At 47.1% G+C, this 22,102-nt stretch carries 15 protein-coding genes; 3 read left to right on the top strand and 12 right to left on the bottom strand.

What is annotated here, in order from left to right; all coding sequences use genetic code 11:
• Positions 1-46: 46 nt before the first annotated feature.
• The 11 genes from MUY27_RS02135 to MUY27_RS02085 are packed head-to-tail and all read right to left on the bottom strand — an operon-like array spanning position 47 to position 12,262.
• Positions 47-1,354: a bile acid:sodium symporter family protein gene (locus tag MUY27_RS02135; protein WP_245128319.1), complete on the bottom strand. Its 1,308-nt coding sequence runs from the start codon at positions 1,352-1,354 to the stop codon at positions 47-49.
• 3 nt (positions 1,355-1,357) lie between these two features.
• Complete coding sequence (locus MUY27_RS02130) at positions 1,358-2,020, bottom strand: aspartate/glutamate racemase family protein (RefSeq protein WP_245128318.1); 663 nt, start codon at positions 2,018-2,020, stop codon at positions 1,358-1,360.
• Complete coding sequence (locus MUY27_RS02125; RefSeq protein WP_245128317.1) at positions 2,017-3,417, bottom strand: four-carbon acid sugar kinase family protein; 1,401 nt, start codon at positions 3,415-3,417, stop codon at positions 2,017-2,019. The genes MUY27_RS02130 and MUY27_RS02125 overlap by 4 nt, the downstream gene beginning before the upstream one ends.
• Complete coding sequence (locus MUY27_RS02120) at positions 3,418-4,662, bottom strand: ribulose-bisphosphate carboxylase large subunit family protein (RefSeq protein ID WP_245128316.1); 1,245 nt, start codon at positions 4,660-4,662, stop codon at positions 3,418-3,420.
• A 6-nt stretch (positions 4,663-4,668) separates the two neighbouring features.
• Positions 4,669-5,979: an L-fucose:H+ symporter permease gene (fucP, locus tag MUY27_RS02115; RefSeq protein WP_245128315.1), complete on the bottom strand. Its 1,311-nt coding sequence runs from the start codon at positions 5,977-5,979 to the stop codon at positions 4,669-4,671.
• Between the two features lie 51 nt (positions 5,980-6,030).
• Positions 6,031-6,474: a MaoC family dehydratase gene (locus tag MUY27_RS02110; RefSeq protein WP_245128314.1), complete on the bottom strand. Its 444-nt coding sequence runs from the start codon at positions 6,472-6,474 to the stop codon at positions 6,031-6,033.
• A 16-nt stretch (positions 6,475-6,490) separates the two neighbouring features.
• Complete coding sequence (locus tag MUY27_RS02105) at positions 6,491-7,573, bottom strand: Gfo/Idh/MocA family protein (RefSeq protein WP_245128313.1); 1,083 nt, start codon at positions 7,571-7,573, stop codon at positions 6,491-6,493.
• Positions 7,557-8,816, bottom strand: coding sequence for an extracellular solute-binding protein (locus MUY27_RS02100; protein ID WP_245128312.1), 1,260 nt, complete (start codon positions 8,814-8,816; stop codon positions 7,557-7,559). The genes MUY27_RS02105 and MUY27_RS02100 overlap by 17 nt, the downstream gene beginning before the upstream one ends.
• Entirely contained in the window at positions 8,813-9,955 is a 1,143-nt protein-coding gene (locus MUY27_RS02095; RefSeq protein ID WP_245128311.1) for a CaiB/BaiF CoA transferase family protein, read from the bottom strand. The genes MUY27_RS02100 and MUY27_RS02095 overlap by 4 nt, the downstream gene beginning before the upstream one ends.
• Positions 9,952-11,106: a CaiB/BaiF CoA transferase family protein gene (locus tag MUY27_RS02090; RefSeq protein ID WP_245128310.1), complete on the bottom strand. Its 1,155-nt coding sequence runs from the start codon at positions 11,104-11,106 to the stop codon at positions 9,952-9,954. The genes MUY27_RS02095 and MUY27_RS02090 overlap by 4 nt, the downstream gene beginning before the upstream one ends.
• Positions 11,099-12,262, bottom strand: a complete 1,164-nt coding sequence (locus MUY27_RS02085; protein WP_245128309.1) for an ABC transporter substrate-binding protein — start codon at positions 12,260-12,262, stop codon at positions 11,099-11,101. The genes MUY27_RS02090 and MUY27_RS02085 overlap by 8 nt, the downstream gene beginning before the upstream one ends.
• A gap of 254 nt (positions 12,263-12,516) precedes the next feature.
• Between MUY27_RS02085 and MUY27_RS02080 the strand changes: the two genes are divergently transcribed.
• The 3 genes from MUY27_RS02080 to MUY27_RS02070 all read left to right on the top strand — a co-directional run bounded on the left by MUY27_RS02080 (position 12,517) and on the right by MUY27_RS02070 (position 19,802).
• The gene (locus MUY27_RS02080) at positions 12,517-13,497 is read left to right on the top strand and encodes a hypothetical protein (protein WP_245128308.1); all 981 of its coding nucleotides are present in this window, start codon (positions 12,517-12,519) and stop codon (positions 13,495-13,497) included.
• A gap of 837 nt (positions 13,498-14,334) precedes the next feature.
• On the top strand, positions 14,335-17,664 hold the full coding sequence (locus MUY27_RS02075) for a vitamin B12-dependent ribonucleotide reductase (protein ID WP_245128307.1): 3,330 nt from the start codon (positions 14,335-14,337) through the stop codon (positions 17,662-17,664).
• Positions 17,665-18,728: 1,064 nt separating this feature from the next.
• Positions 18,729-19,802: a type I restriction endonuclease gene (locus tag MUY27_RS02070; RefSeq protein WP_245128306.1), complete on the top strand. Its 1,074-nt coding sequence runs from the start codon at positions 18,729-18,731 to the stop codon at positions 19,800-19,802.
• Between the two features lie 1,439 nt (positions 19,803-21,241).
• On the opposite strand, the gene MUY27_RS02065 is transcribed toward MUY27_RS02070, so the two are convergent.
• Entirely contained in the window at positions 21,242-22,102 is an 861-nt protein-coding gene (locus MUY27_RS02065) for an ATP-binding protein (protein WP_245128305.1), read from the bottom strand.

Below are 22,102 nucleotides of genomic sequence, written 5' to 3'. Positions count from 1 at the left end.
GAAAAGGAAATAAGACGATTAAACCCGGCTGATAGACCTGATATAACTATTTTTCAGCTTTTGTATTAGCGTCAGCAGATTCAGCATTTTCAACTGGTCGCTTTCGCCAGTAATTTGCCAGCAGCGAACCAGAAATATTCATCCAGGGGCTAAACACAGCCGGGGCAAGGCCCACCGTTGCTAATTTTCCCATAGTACCCGCCAGGCCGGATGCCATTCCGCCATTCTGTAGCCCTACCTCAAAAGCTACTGTACGCGCAGAGTTTTTGTCTAAACCAAACAAACGACTAAGCCAGTAGCCAAAGAAATATCCTGCGCCATTATGGATCACCGAAGCAAGGAACAGCAACAAACCAACATTTAAAAGGTTATCGCGCCCGGCGGCTGTTGTAACCGCTGTAAAGTAAACGATACCGGCCATGGAAAGATAGGGAACGAAGCTATCTATACTTCGTTTCAGTTGATAAAGCGCATGATAGACTACACCTACTATAAATGCACCCGTTAGAAAGGCAAATACCTCTGCCGATTGCAACGCAGCGGCAGAAAAATGATCTTCATACCAATGATACAACCCGGCAGGGAGCGCAAGCAGATACGCCACGCAGAGCATCGCCAGGATGTACACCATTCGCTTTCTGGCAGGCATGGCATGCTTCAAATAATCATGCAAAAGCGCCGCACCGATAGGTACCAGTACAATTTTAATGATCTCCATCATCATACTGATGAATCTGATCTGGATGAGCGTTCCGGCCAGCAGCTTCATTAATACCGGTGTAAGAAACGGAGCGGCTAAAGTAGCCATTGCCGTTACCGTAACCGACAGCACCAGGTTGGCACGGGCAAGGTATACCATTACGTTTGATGCCAGTCCGCTGGAGCAAGAGCCGATCAGGATCACCCCTGCGGCAATCTCCGGCTCGAACTTAAAAACTTTAGTCAGCAACAGGCCCATCAACGGCATCACGGTAAAGTGACAGGCCAGACCGATCAGTACCCCTTTTCCTGTACTACCCAGGCCGGTAAAATCTTTCAGCCCCATTTGAATACCCATCCCGAACATCACCATTTGCACTACCGCCAGGATAAGCCATTTATTACGCAGGTCGAACCCTCCTACTTTCAGAAAGGCTGTTGGGTAGATCATGGCTGCTACTACCGCCGTGATGATCCAAGCGGTGTATTGATAATTTTTCAGTGAAGGAACAGCATCCAGGCCTATCGCGCCGAAAAAGCAAAACGCTACCGCTGCCGGATGCCATGAATCTGCTTTTTGAAACAGCAAGCCGGCCGATAAGACCAGCGCCGATCCAATGCTGATGAGCAGGCAAAATTTACGCAGCGTTTTCATTCTTTATTGCATCACCGTTGCCAGGTACTGAATGGCCGTAGGCGGGCTAGCCACAATAGGCGTTTTTTTATCTGCTTCGTCAAGCGCATCTACCACGCGTGCCATAGAAGCCTGCGCCAGCAGAATTACATCTACCTGTGGCGACAGTTCGCGCAGTGCAGCCGTTACAATAGCATCATGGGTAGCAGCATCGCCGCTCATCAGGGCATCAAAAGCACCTTCGCATAGCTTCGCAACCAATTCTATCTCTTTCCCTGCAACTTCTGCACGGCGCTTTACCAGGTCGCTCGTCGGTTCCAGCGTTGTTGCTAAAGTGGCAATCACGCCTATACGTTTACCCATTTTAACAGCTTCGTCTGCCATCGGCTGATCAACACGCAGCACCGGAACCTTGGCGTCTGCCGCCGCGGCTTCAACAGCCGCACCTATAGAAGAGCAGGTGACCATAATATAATCTGCACCTGAATCTTGTGCCGAGGCGACATAATCTGCAACCCGCTTGCTGATAGCAGGTGTAAGACCACCCCTGCTGATAATATTCTTCACAAGGCTATCATCTACAATGTTGAAGGTGGTTACGCCGGGTAAATGTTCTTTACACAACTGCTGAAATACAGGGATCAGCGTTGCCGAAGTATGGATCAATCCTAATGTTTTGTTACTCATGGTTTATAATCGTTTCCCTTTAACACCGTTAAAAAATAATTTTCGTCGCCCACCTGGCCGCCTTTGATATTCACTTCAAGCCCATCTACCACTTTATTAGTAGAATAAGCGCGGCATAAGGGCGCACCCGGAACAACAGTTGCGATCATTTCAACAGCTTCTATGCCCAGGCCTCTTGCCGCGTAGCCAGATGTATCGCCGCCTGCAATCACCAGCCGCTTTACGGTAGTTTGCTGAAGCACTTTTTGGGCAATCTGCCCCAGAGCAGTTCCGAATAACCTGGCCGTTTCCTTACTGATCTGGTGCCCGGTTAAGCCTTTACCGGCAAGTGCCGCCAACGCAGCGGCCACCCGCTCGTCATCATTACCTGTACTGGTGTGGATCACTACGCTTTTACCGGATTGAATAGCTTCGCATGCTTCATCGGCATAAAAGTTCACCAGGTTACCAGGATGAACGGCCCCGATCAGCGCCTGCGTATCAATCGCCACTTCTTCAAAACCATTATCCAGTGCGGTTTCTATCTGCCGTGCCGTAACCGGCGAACAACTGCCCGATATCACTAATATGCAGTCTGTAGCTGAGATAGCAGGCCACTCTGGTTTATCTTTTATCACTTGCATTTGCTGCCAATAACTGCCGAGGGCCATTTCAATTCCGGATGATCCTACGGAAAACAAGGGCTGATCAGCCGCTGCATTGCGGTCCATCAATTCGCCCACTTTGGTCAGATGCTTTTCTTCCAGGCCGTCGAACAAAATAATCTCGTTGTCGGCTTTCAATAAATTATTTACGGCTGCGTTGACCTCATCCACCGGTTGCTCCAACTGTAATACGTCTATCAACCCGATGTTTTTTAACGTCTGCCTTGCCAAATGCAGGGGCAGATCGCTTTCGTCGGCCGGAGTAACCGGATGCTTACTCATAGACGGGTGGCGGTCCAGCCGGTAGATCTGCCCAGTGCTGCCAATACCCATCCGGGCAAACAGATTACCGAATAAACAGTACCTGCCCAATGCTGGCGCAGCCACCAGCAGCGGGATAATTTTATTTTGAAACACGCTTGCCCCCACATCAATAGCTTTTCCTATACTGCCAATGGCTGGCGAGGAATCAAACGTGGAGCAAACCTTATAATGTATGTGTCGCGCACCTATGTCTTTAAGCTTTGTAAAGTCGCGTGTCAGCACTTCTTCCATTTCCTGCGGCGGCATAGAACGGCTCATGCCTGCTACACCAATCGCCTGCAGACCGTTAAAGCGCTTTAACTGCTCGGGCCCGGGCGGTTCCAGAAACAGAACCGTGTTAATACCGGCACGACTCAGGAATTCGAGCGCATCGGTCGACCCGGTAAAATCGTCGCCGTAATAGGCCAGTAAGAACCCTTGCTGCCCCATTTACGCTTTACCGAATTTTTTTACCGAATTACCAAACTCGGGATACTGCAATGCCGCCTGCTCCAGCGTTAAACCTTCAACCGCACCTTTCCAGGCTTGCTGTAAAGCGATAACACCACCGGTTGGGCCGTCGGGATGTGCCATAATACCACCGCCTGCCATGTAGAGCAAGTCGACCGTTTGTGCACGACGGTAGGTTTCAAAAGCCTGGCCGCCCCATTGCCCGGACGACACCACCGGCAGAACCGTAGTGCCGTTAGTCAAAGGCTTCAGGCAGGCTTCGATAGAGCGAACAACAGAATCATCCGACTCCCAGAATTTATTCTGAATACCGTTAACATGGATCTGATCTACCCCGCTTAACCGCCAGAGTTTCTGATAGGCCGGAAATTCAATCCCCAATAACGGGTGCCTGTTAAGCATCCCCCAGCCGTTACGGTGCCCGTGGATGACCAGCGCACCCTGGTCGCAAATCTTCTTTACGCCCGAAAGCCCAACGCTGTTTAAGCTAAGCATGGCACAGGTACCGCCAGCGTTTAAAATGTATTCGTACCGGCGCAGCATACTGTCCAACTCATCGCTGATATTAAAGGCGTACATTACCTTTTTACCGGTTTTGTCTGCATGGGCATTAATTACCTGCATAATGGCATCAACCCGGTCTTCAAATCCGGAGTTTGCCGATGACGACATCAGTTCATCATCCTTCACAAAATCAATCCCCGCCTCTGCCAGCGTTTTTACCAGCCCGGCAGTTTGTTGCGGCGTAAGGCCAATGCTCGGCTTAATAATGGTACCGATCAACGGCCTGCCTTGTACACCTGTTAATGTACGGCAACCTTCGATCCCGAACTTAGGCCCGCGGTAATAATTGCTGAAGTTATCCGGCAACTGAATATCCATCAGCTTCAGGCCGGTAAACTGCGTCAGCTCGTACAAGTTACCCTGTAAAGTAGAAATAAGCGTAGGCAAGTTGTAACCAAAGTTCTCTACCGACCAGGACACTTCAATATTTGCCCGGTGATACAAACTGCCGTTAGCTTTTAGCCCCGGGATAGCGGGTTCTGTTACCGATTCTAATAATTCAATTGATTCAACCCTTGCGGCAAAACGTGACTTCAGTTCCTCTGTTTCGCCGGGCACTGCCACAAACGTACCGCTGGATTGCTCGCCTACCAGTACCTGCGCTGCCTTTTCTACCGCAAGCGGTGTTTCAATGTAATACCTTCCGGTAACTCTTTCCATTTTATATTAAGTAGTAATCAGCTGTTTTTTGATCTTATAGCCATTGAGGCCGAAATAAAGGATAACGACGAAGCATAACAGCGGAATGATATAGCCCGACTGTACATTATCATTGTTCTTATCAATGATCAGCCCCATAATTACCGGCAGTATAGCGCCGCCAACAATCGACATAATGATCCATGATGAACCTGGTTTGGTATCATCACCCAGGCCATCTACACCCAGTGCAAAAATGGTTGGGAACATAATAGACATAAAGAAGCCCACACCTCCAAGTGCATAGATCACATAACTACCATCGCCCAGAATGGCAACCAGGCAAAGCAAAATGGCCACCACTGCATAGATGGACAGGAGTATATTCGATTTGACGTATTTTAACAGGAACGTACCGGCAAACCTTCCGGTAACGAATAAGCCACCGTAAAGCCAGCTAAGGTAAGTACCGGCAGTTTTCTCGTCGAAATGGCCGCCCTGCCTTGCCATACGGATAAAGAAGCTGGTTACACACACCTGCGCGCCCACATAAAAGAACTGGGCAATAACCGCCCATAGCAAATGCCGGTGGCGCAATACGCCGATAAAACTACCGCCTGTAGTGGGTTCTTTAGAGGTGTTTTTAATCTCTGGCAGGTTACTGAATTTGAAAAGCAAAGCCACGGCAATCAGTACACAACCTAAAACAATGTAGGGCATTTTTACCGAAGCCGCCTCGCCCATTAAATAATGTGCGCGCTCATCGGTTGCCATAGCAGCCAGTTGCTCTTTACTATATTCTTTTCCTGATAGAATAAACAGGGTACCCAGGTACGGCCCGGCAATGGTAGCCAAACCGTTAAAGGCGGCAGCCAAATTGATACGCGTGGTAGCCCCTGCCGGGTCGCCCAAAACTGTAGCATACGGATTAGCGGCTGTTTCCAGCGTTGCCAAACCGCAACCGATAATAAACAAAGCACCTAAAAACACGGCATAATTAAGCGTATTTGCAGCAGGCACAAACAAAAATGCACCTAAAGCAAACAGCGAAAGGCCGATGATGATACTGCTTTTGTAGCCGAATTTCTTTAATAAAATACCGGCAGGTATCGCCATCAGGAAGTAGGCCATAAACACCGAAGTATCAATCAATGTAGATTGCCAGTTTTTCAGCTGACAGGCTTTTCTTAAGTGCGGGATCAGGATGGAATCCAGGTTATGGGCCATCCCCCACAAAAAGAACAGGCTGACGATGAGCATGAACGGTAAAACATAACTTTTGCCTTTGGTGTTGGTTTCGGCAACAAGGCCAGAATCGGTGTCGGTAACTAATGCCATGAATTTCTTCTCTAAAATTTTACGTCTGGTTTAACAGGCTTTGAAAATACGTTATTGCTTCCGTTTTGCAATAAGCAAATGATCGCAGACCAGTACCACCTCGCCATGCTGGTTAATTACCTCTACGTGTTCTGTTACCGTTCCAAACTCCGGTTTCTTAGCGTCTGTTTTTTCGGCTATCGTTACTTCTGAATGAATGGTATCGCCGATAAAAACAGGCTTTACAAACCGCAGCTTGTCATATCCTTTTGAAAAAGCTTCTGGATTAATTTCTGAAGCCGTTAAACCGATACCGATAGCAAAGATCATGGTGCCGTGTGCAATACGTTGTTTAAAGGGCTGGGTTTTGCACCATTCTTCATCCAGATGATGCGGAAAGAAATCGCCGGTATGGCCGGCGTGTACCACAAAATCTGTCTCGGTGATGGTTCTTCCCAGGGTTACTCTTTTATCGCCAACGGTATAATCTTCAAAAAAAGTCGATTTGAAATACATGTCTTAAGTCGTCGCTTTAATTAATCTCTTTTAGTTTATCAGCTAATTTTACACCTCCATTATCGCTGGATTGGTAAGCGCTTTCCACTACTGCCATGGTTTTAATTACATCTTCCACGCTGGTTGGCAGCACGTCTGTTTCACCTGATTTATAGCGCATCAGGCTGGCCATCGTCCCTACAAATGCATCGGGGAACCAGGATCCTTCCAATTGCAGTTCTTTCCACGCCGGCTGTTTACCTTCCTCAACAATACAATACTCAAACTTATCGGGCACACCATGGGGGTAGTCCATCAGTAATCCCATGCGAGCTTTGATCGCGCCCCTGGTACCCTCCCACTTAATAAAGCTTTCCTGGTTATGGGGGCCGAAAGAATGATCATGGTTGGTATTGATCACCGCATGCATGGTATCACCGTAATCCAATAGAATGGTAGACCGGCTTGAAGACAATTCCTTTGCCGGATGCTTCAGCGTTTTAGCCATCACGCTATGAGGGTCGCCGAGGAATGACCGCAACAGGTCGATATAATGGATACTATGATATTGAATTTCTAACCTCGGATGCACCATCACGAAAGGGAACAGGTGCCAGGGTGTTTCCAATGTAACACGTACTTCCATATCGTACAAAGTACCAATCATGCCCTGCTCGATCATGTATCTGGCGGCGCTTACAAAAGGAGCAAAACGTAATTGGCAATTAATAGCTGCAACCAGGTTTTTACGGCGGCAAACTTCCAGTATCTCCTTGCTCTGCCAGAAGTAATCGCCCATTGGTTTCTGGATCAGCACCGCACTACCGTCTGGCAGTTGGTTTAATGTCTCCACAAACTTCTCGGGCATAATGGTAATATCGTAAACCGTGTTTGCAGGTGCGTTTGCTACAGCATCGGCAACGGTATCAAATACATTTGGGATACCAAATTTAGCTGCCAGGTCATCGGCCCTGCTGCGGTTACGGTTGGTAATACCATACACCTCGAACCCTGCTTTTTGATAAGCCGGCAAGTGCGCATCATTAACAATGCCCCCTGCCCCTATAATTACAATAGGTTGCGGATTAGCCGGTAATATAGGTTTATAAGGTATCTGCATGCTGCTTAGCGGTAGTTAACTGATCTATTTTTTGCTGGCCTTCTGCTAACAACTGTCCGGCGCTGATGGTGGTATTTGTAGCTTTTACCACCACCTCGTCTATAATATGTGCAATAGCTGCCCAGTTATCTTTCTGCGGTAGCGAGCGGGCTACCTGGTGCAACTGTTCCAGCTTGTGGTAGTAAGGAATAAGTTGGTTGACTTCCGCATCATTCCAGGTAGATATGCGGCAACCGATACCGCCTTCGAGTGTCAGTAATTTATCGTTGTTCTGATTAACGGCATAACGAAGAAAATCATACGCTATTTCTTTATGCTTACTGCCCGAACCAATGGTATACAGCCAGTACACGTTTAAAGAAGCTGAAGGCGCACCCGGGTTAGCGGGGAGCTTAGTGATATCTACCTTACCTTTTACAGCTGATTCGGCCAGCACTTCGCACATGGAGGCAAAGCCGAACCAATTAACCATCATCGCTACTTCACCGCGGGCAAACGCCATTCCCATCTGGACAGATTCATATAATTTCGACCCGGGATGAACGGCGGTTAAGTCTGAGATCACCTGCCGGTAGAATTCCAGCCCTTCCGCTGCTGCAGACGTATTGATGTTGATATTTCCGTTCTCGTCTGTCAGGCTGCCTCCACGCGTCCAAAGCTGCAATACAAAATCGAACACGGTATTATGCCCATCCGGGTAACCGGCAAATACAGTTCCGTAAAGGTTTTGCCCGGGGCGGGTAAAGAACTTTGCAACGGTTAAAAACTCGTCCCAAGTTTGTGGAACGCGCAAAGGTTTGCCGTAAATCTTTTCATAATTGGCCTGCTCAAGCAGATCTTTAAATAAATCGCGGCGATAAATCAAGCACTCCGGCCCATCGTGGAAAGGCAAACCTGCCACGCCTTTTTCAAACTGCTGCGATTGCAATAACGAACCGCTCCATCCCCGCGGATAACTTTCCGGGGCTTGCTGTTCAATATAAGGTTGCAGGTTTTCGAGGTGGCCTTTTGTCCAGGCCTCAAACAGCCAATCGGTAACAATATGGGCAATATCCCAATCGCCGTTCTTTAAGCCGTTTTTTTCGATCGCCGATTCGTACAGCAACTCCAGGTCCATCGGTACCATTTCAGCCTGTAGCGTACAACCTGTTTCGGCACAATAGTTATCCCACAACTTTTGAAGGGCAGTTTCAAAAGGGCCAAATTTCCTTACCGCTATCCTGATCACGTTTTCCCTGCTCATTGTTTTGCTTTTAATTCGTCCAGAATAGCGGCTGTATCCTGCCCCAACTTAGGCGATCCTTTAACTGAAGTAAACACCTCGCCATCAATGCGGATGGGGCAACGGGTGGTACGATATTTAAAGCCATCCTGCATTGTCACTTCCTGTATCATATCTAATACCTTAAAGCCTTCCTGCTGCATTAGTTCTTCCCAATTAAGTACTTCGGCGCACCAGATATCGGCAGGTTGAAGAACATTAAGCCAACTTTCGGTACTATCGGTTTGTAAGTGGGCGGCCAGAATAGCTTTGATCTCGTCGCGCTGGTGGAAGGCCGAGGCGACATCGGTATAAGAAAGGAGTTCTTCACATTTCAACAACTGCCCCAACTGTGGGATAGAACCCATAGCCAAAGCCATAAAGCCATTGGCTGTTTTGTAAACGCCGTATGGCGCACCTAAGTAGGCATGCGCATTATTTTTTTCAGACCGCTGCGGCAACTGGCCGTCGTAGTAGTAAGTAGTTACCGCCTCGAACTGCAGATCGTACGCAGATTGCATCATGCTTACCTGCACTAAGGCGCCTTCATCCTTTATTGTTCTGCGAACCAGGCAAGCGAGGATTCCCTGTGCCAGGTGCGTCCCAGCCAGCATATCTATAATAGAAAGGCCCATCGGCACCGGTCCGCCGGCGTTTCCGGTTAACCAGGTTAAACCGGTCAGCGATTGCAACAACAGATCCTGGCCGGGTTTTCCACTCCATGGGCCTTCGCCTCCATAGCCGGAAATCTCGCCGTAAACCACCGTCGGGTTAACAGCTTTTACCGCCTCGTAATCAAACCCTAATCGTTCCATTACTCCCGGGCGGTAGTTGTGCATCACTACATCTGCCTGTTTTAGCAGTTCCCAAACCTGCTCGCGGTCGTGCCCATGTTTCAGGTCGGCAGTAAAGCTTTCTTTATTTCTATTAATGGCATGAAATACCGACGATTCGCCATTCATGATCACATTAGAAGTATATAAATGCCTGCAAATATCACCTGTTTCCGGACGTTCTATTTTAATCACACGTGCCCCCAAGTCGGCTAACCGCAATCCCGCTGACGGTCCCGAAAGGAATTGGCTGAAATCAACCACCAAATAATCTGCTAATGGTTTCATGCTTCAGCCAGGTTAAATTGTTGATTAATTTTTGCGGTATGCACACCCGGGCGCGGCGCAGCTACTGATGAATACAATTTCTCTCCGTTGATACGAATAGGGCAACTGGTGGTACTTAAGGTGCTTCCATCGGGCAGGTTTACCTGTTGTTTAATTCCCAGGACACGAAAAGCATCATGGTTTAAACTTTCTGCATAGGTTAACACATCAGCGCACCAGATATCTTCATCTTCCAACAGATCAAGCCAATTCTTTGTCGTTTTAGTTTCCAGGCGTTGGGCCAATTGCTGCATAATCTCATCGCGATGATCGAACCATTCAGAACTCGCAGCATAATGGGATAGATCAACACCTAATGCCGAACCAATATCATGCAGGTTACCCATGGCCAAAGCCAGGTAACCATCGGCAGTTTTATAAATACCGTAAGGCGCACTTAAATAGGCATGACCCGAGCCTTGTATTTTGCTCCGTTGCGGCAGCTGACCGCCATCGTTCAGGTAGGTGGTGATCACTTCGAACTGCAGGTCCAGCACCGATTCCAGCAAGCTTACTTCTACCAGCACGCTTTGCTTTGTTTTAGCACGTTTAATTAATGCGGCCAGTATCCCCTGCACAAAATGCGCTCCGCACATGATATCCGCAACAGCCAATCCAAACGGAACCGGACCTGCATCTGCGGTATCAGAAAGATAAGTGAGACCGGATAGCGACTGGATCAACAGATCCTGACCCGGACGCGATGCCCAGGGGCCTTTGCTGCCATAGCCTGTGACTACACCATAGATAATTTTCTGATTGATCGACTTAACAGCTTCATAATCCAGCCCGATCTTTTCCATTACCCCGGGGCGGAAGTTGTGCGTGATCACATCGGCGCGGGCAATCAGTTTTTTCACACGTTCCAGGTCTTCGGGGTTCTTCAGGTCTGCAGCATAAGATTCCTTATTGCGGTTGATGGTATGAAACACCAGGCTATCGCCGTTCACAAAAATATTACGGATAGCGATCTGCCTTCCCGCCTCGCCTTTTACCGGGCGTTCTATTTTAATTACGCGCGCACCCAGGTCGGCAAGTCTTAGTCCTGCCGTGGGGCCCGCCATAAACTGGCTGAACTCCAGCACCAACAATCCTTCTAACGGTTTATGCATGTGCAGCTTTTCCTTTCGAAACCTCGTATAGTTGATTCAGCTCATCCAGCACATCGGTTTCCTTACCGCCATTCATGAGGTAATTGCGGACAATATCCCCGCCGTGATCCTGAAAATACATAGAACCATCATAGCGCGGGCGAAGAAATGCCCGTTGCAAAGCAGGCAGCGTATTGCTGAAATAATTATGACTGATGCGGTTGGTATGTTCGCTTTTCCAGGCACTTAAATGCCCAGGCTGGCCACCGCTATCTGTGTACAAACCTTGCTGACATTGGGACGAGGCTACATATTCTGCATACTGCATTGCAATATCGATATATTTTGAGCTTGACGACACTGCTAATCCCGTTCCGCCAAGGGTAGAACGTAGATTGGTTTTTCCGTCTGCGGTTACCATGTCATGAAAGTACAGCACCTTGCGGGCATAACCATCGCGCGAGTAGTTGGAATAGCCGTAAGCGAACGGGCAGTAAGCAATATCGTCCGTCTTCGTCATGCGCTCATATACCTTGATAGGGTTATAATCAAAGCAAGCCGGATCAACTAGTTGCGCCAACTCCCTATACAATTGTAAAGCCTGAACCCCAATTTCGGCACTTACCACCTCTTCCTCTGTTAAAAACGGGTCTTCCCCCAAAGAACAGCAGAGAGTGTAGAAAGTCATCAGGGAATCGATAGGAATAAGCGGGCAAGCCACCAGACCACGCTTTGCCAGATCGATCACTTCGTCAAAAGTGGAAGGCAAAGAAATTCCGTGCGCCCCTAAAATATCCGGACGGCTGGATGCCACCGGCGTAGCTGCGTCAATCGGCAAAGCCCATTGCTGCCCGTGAAAATTGTAACTCTCGTAAGATTGCCCTACCGAATTTTGTTCCTGGTCCTTCAAAAACCCGGGCGAAAGGTATTCATCAAAAGGAAGTATGGTTCGTGTACTTGCTGCAAAGCCGGCCCAGGGGTGGTCAATCACTAACAGATCATACCGTTCGGCCAGTTGCTGGATAGACATATCTGCAAACTGCTGTAACGAGCGTTTCTCCCATACAATTTCCACACCGGGATTAAGTTCAGAAAATCGTTGTGCAGTAGCTGCCATGGGTACAAAACCACGACTATGATTCCAAGTGATTCCTTTCAGTATAGCTTGTTCAGGCATAAAATATCTTCATTTACCCGGTTCATTTCGTCGCATATGGTTTTAATTTTACCTTGCACGCAATTAAAAACCGGATAACTTGTTCTGTTGAAAATTTAGATTTGTTGGTTTTTTAGCAAATGTATCAGAACACGGTATTTGTGTTTTATACCAATTAAGCAAGGAATTATACGATATTAGCATAGATAAGTAAAAGAACTGCCTCCGGAAGGATAGCATCCGGCATTGATACCCCGAAAACAATCAAACACCCAATGAAGACAAAATACCTGCTGCTGATTTTAAGCTTTACCACATTCTTCGCTGCTGCCCAACCGGCAGATGTTCCAAAAACGAGTATATCGAACGGGCTCATCAAAGCAGAAGTACTTCTGCCCGACAGCATTAAAGGCTATTACCGCGCTACGCGTTTCGATTGGTCTGGCGCTGTAAGCAGCCTGGATTACAAAGGCCATAGCTTTTACGGCAAGTGGTTCGGCAATTATAACCCCAAAGAGAACGACGCCATTTTGGGTCCGGCCGAAGTGTTTTTTCCGGTAGGCTATGAAGAAGCGAAAGCGGGTGAAACGTTTGTGAACATTGGTGTAGGCGCCCTGCGCAAACCGGTAGAAGAAAAATATAACCAGTTCAGAACTTATGATATTGTGGACTATGGTAAATGGACGATCACTGCCCGGAAAGACGAGGTAGTATTTAAACATATCCTCTGCACGCCTGATGGTTATGCTTATGAATACACCAAAACGTTGAAACTGGTAAAGGGCCAGGCGCGAATGGTGATCAGCCACAGCCTGAAGAACACCGGCACCAAGACCATGGAAACGCTTACCTATAACCATAACTTCCCGGTGATTGATCAAGAACCTACCGGCCCGAACATTAAAGTAACCTTTGCCAAGCCGGTTACTGCAGAAGGCGACGGCTGGGATGTATTAGCGAAGCTGCGGGGCCATGAGCTGACTTTTTTAAAACAATTATCCGGGCGCGAATTTGTGCAGACCGTACATGTAAACGGTTTGGGCGATACCCCTGCCGACTATGATTTTAAAATTGAAAACCTGAAAACCGGTGCAGGCATTCACATTACCGGTGACCATCCGATGGAGAAGGTGGTATTCTGGGCCAACCCCTCAACCTATTGCCCCGAACCGTATGTAAAAATCAACGTAGCCCCTGGTGAAACCATGCACTGGATCATTAACTACGATTACTATACGTTCGAAGCGAAAAAGTAGCGTTTGGAATAGAGACAGGAAGCAAGAGACAAGAAACAAGACCTAAAAACCCTTCCCTAACTGTCCCGTGGAAGAGCGACAAAAGTCCTCTCCTCTGGAGAGGATTTAGGAGAGGTGAGATTATCGACCTTTCCCAAACCAATTTCGGAAGAAATCTTTAAGCGAGCGTCATTGCGAGGAACGAAGCAATCTCTATCTGTATAAAGACGGCTGGGGTTTGCTTCTCCGCCTCTCGGCGGATCGCAATGACGTATGTTTTAGTCTTGACTCTAAACCGCCTCTTCGCTCCCCGCCCCCAACAGCAAAGGGAACACCATCCTGGCATTCCCTTCGTTAAAGTTTCTTTTTCGTACCGGCTATTTAGACTGAAAAACCGACAGGCCATAGCCCCGTTTTCCCACACCGTTTGCTTAGTAAATTTTTGCCTTGCAAACCTTTCCCTGCAGCTTGCCTAACCTGGCGAAGCGATAATCCCAATAAATCCTTAATAAGCTCATGACTACGTGTTTTGATTAATGTTTTTGACCACTAGTTAAAACAATGGTTTAAAGCGTATTACAATTTGTATGCCCTTTAGGCTCGCAAAGTAGAAAAAATTTCTTTAAATTAAGCAAGATTAATAGTTTTCCACATAGGTAAGCTGTTAAAAATCAGCAAAATAAAATTCCTTTACGTGATTGAGGGGCATTTTGTGAAACAGCTGTTGAAAACTCCAAAACCCTTACTATAACCTTACGAAGTAAATTTGGATAAAAACCGCTGTAAGTTTTTCTAAACATTAACATAACACGGGCTTAACACGAAAAAAACGTTTTACAGTATAAAGATTCGACAAATATGAGCAAGAACATTTCTAAAAAAGCTGCTACCCCGAAAGGGCTTAAAGTAAGCAGGCACTTCACCAGGGACGGGGTGGACGTTTATGACATGTTTAAATACGAAAAACGCTCGTCCGTCATACGGAATCCTTCGGGTGATGCCGTGTTCGAGATGAACGACGTTGAAGTTCCGGCTTCGTGGTCGCAGGTAGCTACCGACATTCTTGCTCAGAAATATTTCCGTAAGGCAGGGGTACCTCAGCCAGATGGCACTACCGGTTCTGAAAAGAGCATTAAACAGGTTGCCCACCGTATGGCCAACTGCTGGAAAGACTGGGGCATGCGTTACGGCTATTTTGCTTCTAAAGAAGATGCAGACATTTTCTATGACGAGATTGTGTATACCCTGGTATCGCAGCGCGCTGCACCAAACTCGCCGCAGTGGTTCAACACCGGTTTGCATACCTCATATGGCATCAGCGGTAAACCGCAGGGCCACTATTATGTAGACCCGGTTACCGAGAAATTAACCAAATCTACTTCGGCATACGAACGCCCGCAGCCGCACGCCTGCTTTATCCTTTCTGTAGAGGATGACCTGGTGAACGATGGCGGTATCATGGACCTTTGGGTTCGCGAGGCACGTATCTTTAAATATGGTTCTGGTGTTGGTACCAACTTCTCCAGGATCCGTGGCGAGAACGAAAAACTTTCTGGCGGTGGTTACTCATCAGGCCTGATGTCGTTCCTGAAAATCGGCGACCGTGCAGCCGGTGCCATCAAATCCGGCGGTACTACACGCCGCGCCGCTAAAATGGTTTGCCTGGACCTGGACCACCCCGAGATCGAGAAATTTGTGAACTGGAAAGTAGAAGAAGAGAAAAAAGTAGCTGCGCTGATTGCTGCAGGTTACTCTTCTGATTACGAAGGCGAGGCTTATCGCACCGTTTCGGGTCAGAACTCTAATAACTCTGTCCGTATCCCTAACACCTTCTTCCACGCATTAAACAGTGGCAGCAGCTGGGATTTAACGGCACGCAGCAGCGGTAAGGTAATGAAGTCTATCTCTGCACAGAAACTGTGGGACGATATCGCTTTTGCCGCATGGGCTTGTGCCGACCCTGGCGTACAGTATGACAGCACCATTAACGAGTGGCATACCTGCCCCGAAGGTGGCCGTATCAACGCTTCTAACCCATGTTCAGAATACATGTTCCTAGATAACACCGCATGTAACCTGGCATCTATCAACCTGGCGCACTACTTCGATAAAGATACCCGCGTATTTGATGTAAAGGCGTTTGAGCACTCTTGCCGCATCTGGACCATCGTACTGGAAGTTTCTGTACTGATGGCGCAGTTCCCTTCTAAAGAGGTTGCCGAACTTTCTTACGATTACCGCACCCTGGGCCTTGGTTATGCTAACTTAGGTTCTGCCCTGATGGTGAACGGTATCCCTTACGACAGCGACAAAGCCCGTGCGATCGGTGGTGCAATCACCGCGATCATGACTGGTACTGCTTACGCTACTTCGGCTGAAATGGCCCGCGAATTAGGTCCGTTCCGTCGTTATAATGAGAATAAACAACACATGATGCGCGTTATGCGCAATCACCGCTACGCGGCATATAACTCGCCCGAGAACTACGAAGGTCTGGAGATCCTGCCTCCGGGTATCGACCAAAGCATTTGCCCTGATTACCTGCTTTCTTCTGCTTGTAACGCTTGGGATAAAGCGGTTGAAATGGGCGAGAAACACGGTTACCGCAATGCACAAACCACCGTTATTGCCCCTACAGGTACTATCGGCCTGGTAATGGATTGCGATACTACCGGTATCGAGCCGGATTTTGCCCTGGTGAAATTCAAAAAACTTTCTGGTGGTGGTTACTTCAAGATCATTAACCAGGCGGTTCCGGAAGCGCTGAGGAACTTAGGTTACGACGAGCACCAGGTAGAAGCTATTGTAAACTACGCGAAAGGTGCTGCTACCCTGGCCGGCGCTCCGCATATTAACCCTGAAACTTTAAAAGGTAAAGGTTTAACCAACAGCGAGATCGAGAAACTGGATAAAGCCGTTGTTTCTGCCTTCGAAATTGGTTTTGCATTTAACGTGTGGACTTTAGGCGAAGATGCTTTGAAACGTTTAGGCTTCACTGCCGAGCAGTACAACAGCATGAACTTTAACCTGCTGCGTGCTTTAGGTTTCACCACCAAACAAATTGCTGAAGCGAACGAGTACGTTTGCGGTACCATGACCATTGAAGGTGCGCCTTACCTGAAACAAGAGCACTACCCGATATTCGACTGCGCCAACAAATGCGGTGCTAAAGGCGAGCGTTACATCCACGCACACGGCCACATTAAAATGATGGCTGCTGCACAACCTTTCCTTTCCGGCGCTATCTCTAAAACCATCAACCTGCCAAACGAGGCTAAGGTAGAAGAGATTAAAGATTGCTACGAACTATCCTGGAAACTGGGCCTGAAAGCCAATGCACTTTACCGTGATGGTTGTAAACTTTCTCAGCCATTGTCTACCAAGTCTGACAAGAAAGAAGAAGATGATAAACTGGAAGAAGTGGAAGAGGTATTGGGCAAAGCAGCCGAGCTGAAACTGAGCGACCTTACCCCAGACCAGGTATTAGAAGCCGCTATGGCCATCATGGAGAAATCTAAAGATACCAACTTCATGCGTAAGCTTTCTATGGTGGTGCAGAAGAAGAGCATGCCATACAAACGCCGCGGATTTACGCAGAAAGCCAGCATTGACGGGCAGACCGTATTCGTGCGTACAGGCGAATATGAGGATGGAACCCTGGGCGAAATCTTCGTGGATATGCATAAAGAAGGTGCAACCTTCCGCTCGCTGATGAACTGTTTTGCCATTGCCGTATCCGTAGGTTTACAGTATGGTGTGCCGCTTGAAGAGTATGTAGAGAAATTTACCTTCACCCGCTTTGAACCGGCTGGTATGGTAATGGGCCACGCAAACATCAAGAGCGCTACTTCTATCATCGACTACATCTTCAGGATGCTGGGTTACGAATACCTGAACCGTACAGACCTGGTACACGTAATTACCGAGCAGAATGTAATTATAGGCGATCCGCAATTCGAGAATGACGAGTTTGGCCCTGCCGATGCAGATAACATTTACAAACCAGCGGCAGAACAGGCTGCAGCCTCTACCGTAAGTGTAGGCGGCGCTAAAAAACAGTTAAGCGTAGACTTAAGCATGGGCGTACAAAGCGACGCACCGGCCTGTAACGTATGCGGCCACACTACAGTGCGCAGCGGTACCTGCTACAAATGCTTAAACTGCGGTAACTCTATGGGTTGCAGTTAATCAGCAGACACATTAGCCCCTCAAGAGCACGGGTGGCCCCTATTAATTAGAAATGCCTCCCCGTGCGTGATATAAGTTAATTTAATGTGAGCCCCGTTCTCTTTGCAAGACGGGGCTTTTTTGTGGGTTTTTAGTCCGCAAGACCGTAATTCCCCTCTTGAGAGGGGTTAGGGGTGTGTCCTTTCAAATTTGAAATTGAACATTCGAAATGGAGTTGATTCAGAGCGAAGCAACCTGCCCCAAACCTGTTTCGGGAAGCATCTGTCCTCACGATGATGATCTGAATCTTGCTTCTATAAAAATGCGTCATTGCTGTAAGCAACGAAGTAAGGTCCTTTATAGCAATATAGCCACTTTACCTTAGATGCAAAGTGGCGCAAACATCAAGTCAAAACGACGCTTCAGCCCACTCTGCCGTTTCTTTACGCTTTTTTCATATGTCAAAAAGCTAAAACGGCATTCACGCCATAATCCCGGCCCGCACGTTTTGACGGTTAACCCTACGCTTTTTTGTCATTCAGGGCGAAACAACCTGTCCCGAACCTGTTTCGGGAAGCATCTGCCCTCACGATGATGATCTGAATCTTGATTCTTGTCTCTTGGTTCTTGCTTCTATAACAATGCGTCATGGCAAGGAACTAAGCAATCTCTTTTATACAAGATAGCCACTTTACCTTAGATGCAAAGTGGCGCAAACATCAAGTCAAAACGACGCTTCAGCCCGCCCTGCCGTTTCTTTACGCTTTTTTCATATGTCAAAAAGCTAAAACGGCATTCACGCCATACTCCTCCGAGGGAGTCCGTTGGACCGGCCCGCACGTTTTGACGGTTAGCCTACGCGCTTTTTTGTCATTCAGAGCGAAGCGAAGAATCTGTACGTGCGCGTCATTGCGAGGAACGAAGCAATCTCTTAGTGTCCGAATCAGAATTAACAGAATTTAAGAATAACTGGATACAAAAAGCACACGTTGTATAAGACACGTCAGCACACAGATAAATTTCGTCCAATTTGCTTTTTTATTTTTTATGTTTAGATTAGGATTTCAATCTAAACACTTACTACAATGGACTTTAAAGATCAAATTCTGCAACTTGCTCAACGTGCAGAGAAAATGTTACCTCAAATTCAAACAGAAGAAGCTACTAAAAATGCCCTAATAATGCCTTTTATTCAGATTATGGGCTACGACGTTTTTAATCCATTCGAAGTTAACCCAGAATTTATAGCAGATATAGGTATCAAAAAAGGCGAAAAAGTAGATTATGCAATCATGCGAGATGGTGAGCCTGCAATCTTAATCGAATGTAAACATCATCTGGAAAATTTAGATCCTCACAACTCCCAATTGTTCAGATACTTCCATACAACTAAAGCCAAATTCGGTCTTTTAACCAACGGTATGGTCTATCGCTTTTATACGGATTTGATAGAGAAAAATAAAATGGACAGTACGCCTTTTTTTGAATTTAAGCTTACAGAAATAAAAGACGTTGAAATAGTAGAACTGCGCAAGTTTCACAAATCTTATTTTGATGTAGAAAATATAACTAATACAGCCAGTGAACTGAAATATTTGAATGAACTAAAAGCTTTGTTACAAAGGGAAGTTAACTCTCCGTCTGAAAATTTCGTTACTTTTTTTTCTAAGCAAGTTTATCCTGGCACCATGACCGCAAAGGTTAAGGAACAGTTTACTCCGTTAGTAAAAAGAATGTTTACTCAATTTATAAGTGACACTATCAATGAGCGTTTAAAATCCGCACTTAATCAAGAGAAGGAGAAAGACTATCAAGAAGCCACTACGTTAGTTGAAGAAAATCCTGAAAGTTCATTAAGTAATATCGTAACGACTGAAGAGGAAATGGAAGGATTTCTGATTGTAAAGTCTATTTTAAGAAAAACCATAGATCATAAAAGAATAACCTATAGAGATGCTCAGAGCTATTTTGCGGTGCTTTTGGATGATAACAACAGGAAAACTATTTGTCGTCTTTACTTAAATAATAAAAAATATTTGGTACTCCTTGACGAGAATAAAAAGGAAATAAAGTTTGAAATCAAATCTATCGACGAGATTTTTAATTATGCTGATAAATTAATCGAGAGTGTAAGCAAATTTGAAAAAAAGGCTGCTTAGTTTTTTTATGCTGACACACGCGTTTCGCGTGAGCCTTTAATATTAGTAAATTCTGCTAACGAGAGATTACTTCTCCGCCAACCGCGAATCGCAATGACGCTTTTTGAACTTCCCTCCCTTGGGAGGGTTAGGGAGGAGGTTATTCAGTTGGATAAGAACCCACCCCTGCCATCGCACATACCTTACCCGCCCCCTCCAGGGAGGGGAATGGAAATGCTGCGCCCGCATATCATACTTCGAGAGCCCTTCGACAAGCTCAGGGTGACAGTTCAATTTAGAATTTCTAAAACATTACTACGAGATTGCCACGTCTCCCGATAGCCATTGGGAGCCTCGCAATGGCAACGCTTTTTAGGGTCTCTCATCGTTTTGTCATTCCGAGAGCAACGAGGAATCTTCTTCGCCAAGTAAGTTGAAGATTCTTCTCCTCCAACAGCGGATTGCAATGACGCTCTTTGAACTTCCCTCCCTAGGGAGGGTTAGGGAGGGGTTATTCAGTTGGATAAGAACCCACCCCTGCCATCGCACTATCCTACGCACCCCCTCCAGGGGAGGGGAATGGAAACGCTGCGCTCGCACCACACATAGAGAGCCCTTCGACAAGCTTAGGGTGACATTCCTTTATATAACACTCTTTTTTATTTAGTACGTTATCCTGAACTTGTTTCAGGATCCCTCGTGATTGGCTAATCCTGTGAGATGCCGAAAAGTTCGGCATGACTTAATCTTTGAGATTGCCACGTCTCCCGATAGCCATCGGGAGCCTCGCAAAGACAACGCTTTTTAGGGTCTCTCATCATTTTGTCATTCCGAGAGCAACGAGGAATCTTCTTCGCTAAGTAAGTTGAAGATTCTTCTCCGCCAACCGCGGATTGCAATAACGCTCTTTGAACTTCCCTCCCTCGGGAGGGTTAGGGGAGGGGTTATTCAGTTGGATAAGAACCCACCCCTGCCATCGTACATACCTTACCCGCCCCCTCCAGGGAGGGGAATGAAAACACTGACTTCGTACATACTTCGAGAGCCCTTCGACAAGCAGGGTGACAGTTCAATTTAGAATTTCTAAAACATCACTACGAGATTGCCACGTCTCCCGATAGCCATCGTGAGCCTCGCAAAGACACAACAGGAGGCGTAGGCCTAACTGTCAAAACGTGCGGACCGATATTTTTAAAGTCCCTCTCTTTCGGAGAGGGGTTTGGGGAGAGGTCGCTAGTTTTACCTCTCCTAAATCTCTCCAGAGGAGAGGATTTCATGAATTTTGTGTTATTACGATTGCAATGAGAAGCCCCTCTCGTTTGGTTTGGGGAGAGGTCGCGATGGCAGGACTGGCGAACGTGGCAGGTGTGGCGAATGTGGCGAACGCGGTAAATGCGGCAGTCGTGGCCGACTGGTTTTTACCAGCCAGGGGTTCGAATCCCTTCGGAAGCACCGGGCTTTTAAAGTTCCTCTATCGGGGCGACGGGCTCATCTGCTATCATATTTTCGGCATCGCATTCTGTTTTAGAGTGATCGACAATTGTCCGGATCACGGTATCCAGTTCAACGGAAGACACTTCGATGTAGTCAATAATTTCCCGGACCTCATCCGGTTCTGCTTCCTTTAATAAAGGAATCAATCCTAATATCCGGGACAGCGGCCCCCTTACCAGGTGGGATTGCATCCACGAAATATCCGTCAGCTTTTGCCGTTCAGTAAGCAATTCCCCTTCTTTGCGCGAGTCTGCCGCATGCAGACTGTGTTTAATCTGCAAGCGGTTTAACTTTTCAAACTGGTAACTCCACAAGCCAGAGATAAAAAAGATGGTTACCGCCAGGGTGATATGGATAAAAAAGGTCTGCAGTTCAAAATAATCCAGCTGCGTAAAGTATACGCCCTTTATCCCCGCATTTTGCATCAGGCTAAATGCAGAATGGTGTATAACCACAAAAATAGCCAGGGGCAACTGCAGCTTCCATTTTTGGTAAGTGATCAGCAAGGCACTGCCGATGAATGCAAAAAAGTGCATTTCAAAAAGTCCGTGCATCTGAAAAATAAACTGCGCCATAAATATGCCCATCACCAGGCTAAGTACATACTGGTACAGGTCAGATTCGGGCAGCAACCATTTAATAGAAAAATAAGCCAGTAATGATAATCCGCCGCAGCCGAGGGCGATTAACCAGGTGTTATAAAGCGGCGCAAGTACAAGGCCCACCACGAAATAAATCAGCAGAAAGCCGTTGATCAACCGGTCTGAACGTTTGTTAACCCGCCTGCCAAATGCCGTTAGTTCGCTAATAAAAAGATCAGACATCAT

The sequence above is a fragment of the Mucilaginibacter straminoryzae genome (assembly GCF_022953055.1).
Classification (GTDB): Bacteria; Bacteroidota; Bacteroidia; order Sphingobacteriales; family Sphingobacteriaceae; genus Mucilaginibacter; species Mucilaginibacter straminoryzae.
Note: the sequence above shows the minus strand (reverse complement) of the source record. Positions and strands in the feature narration are given on the sequence as shown.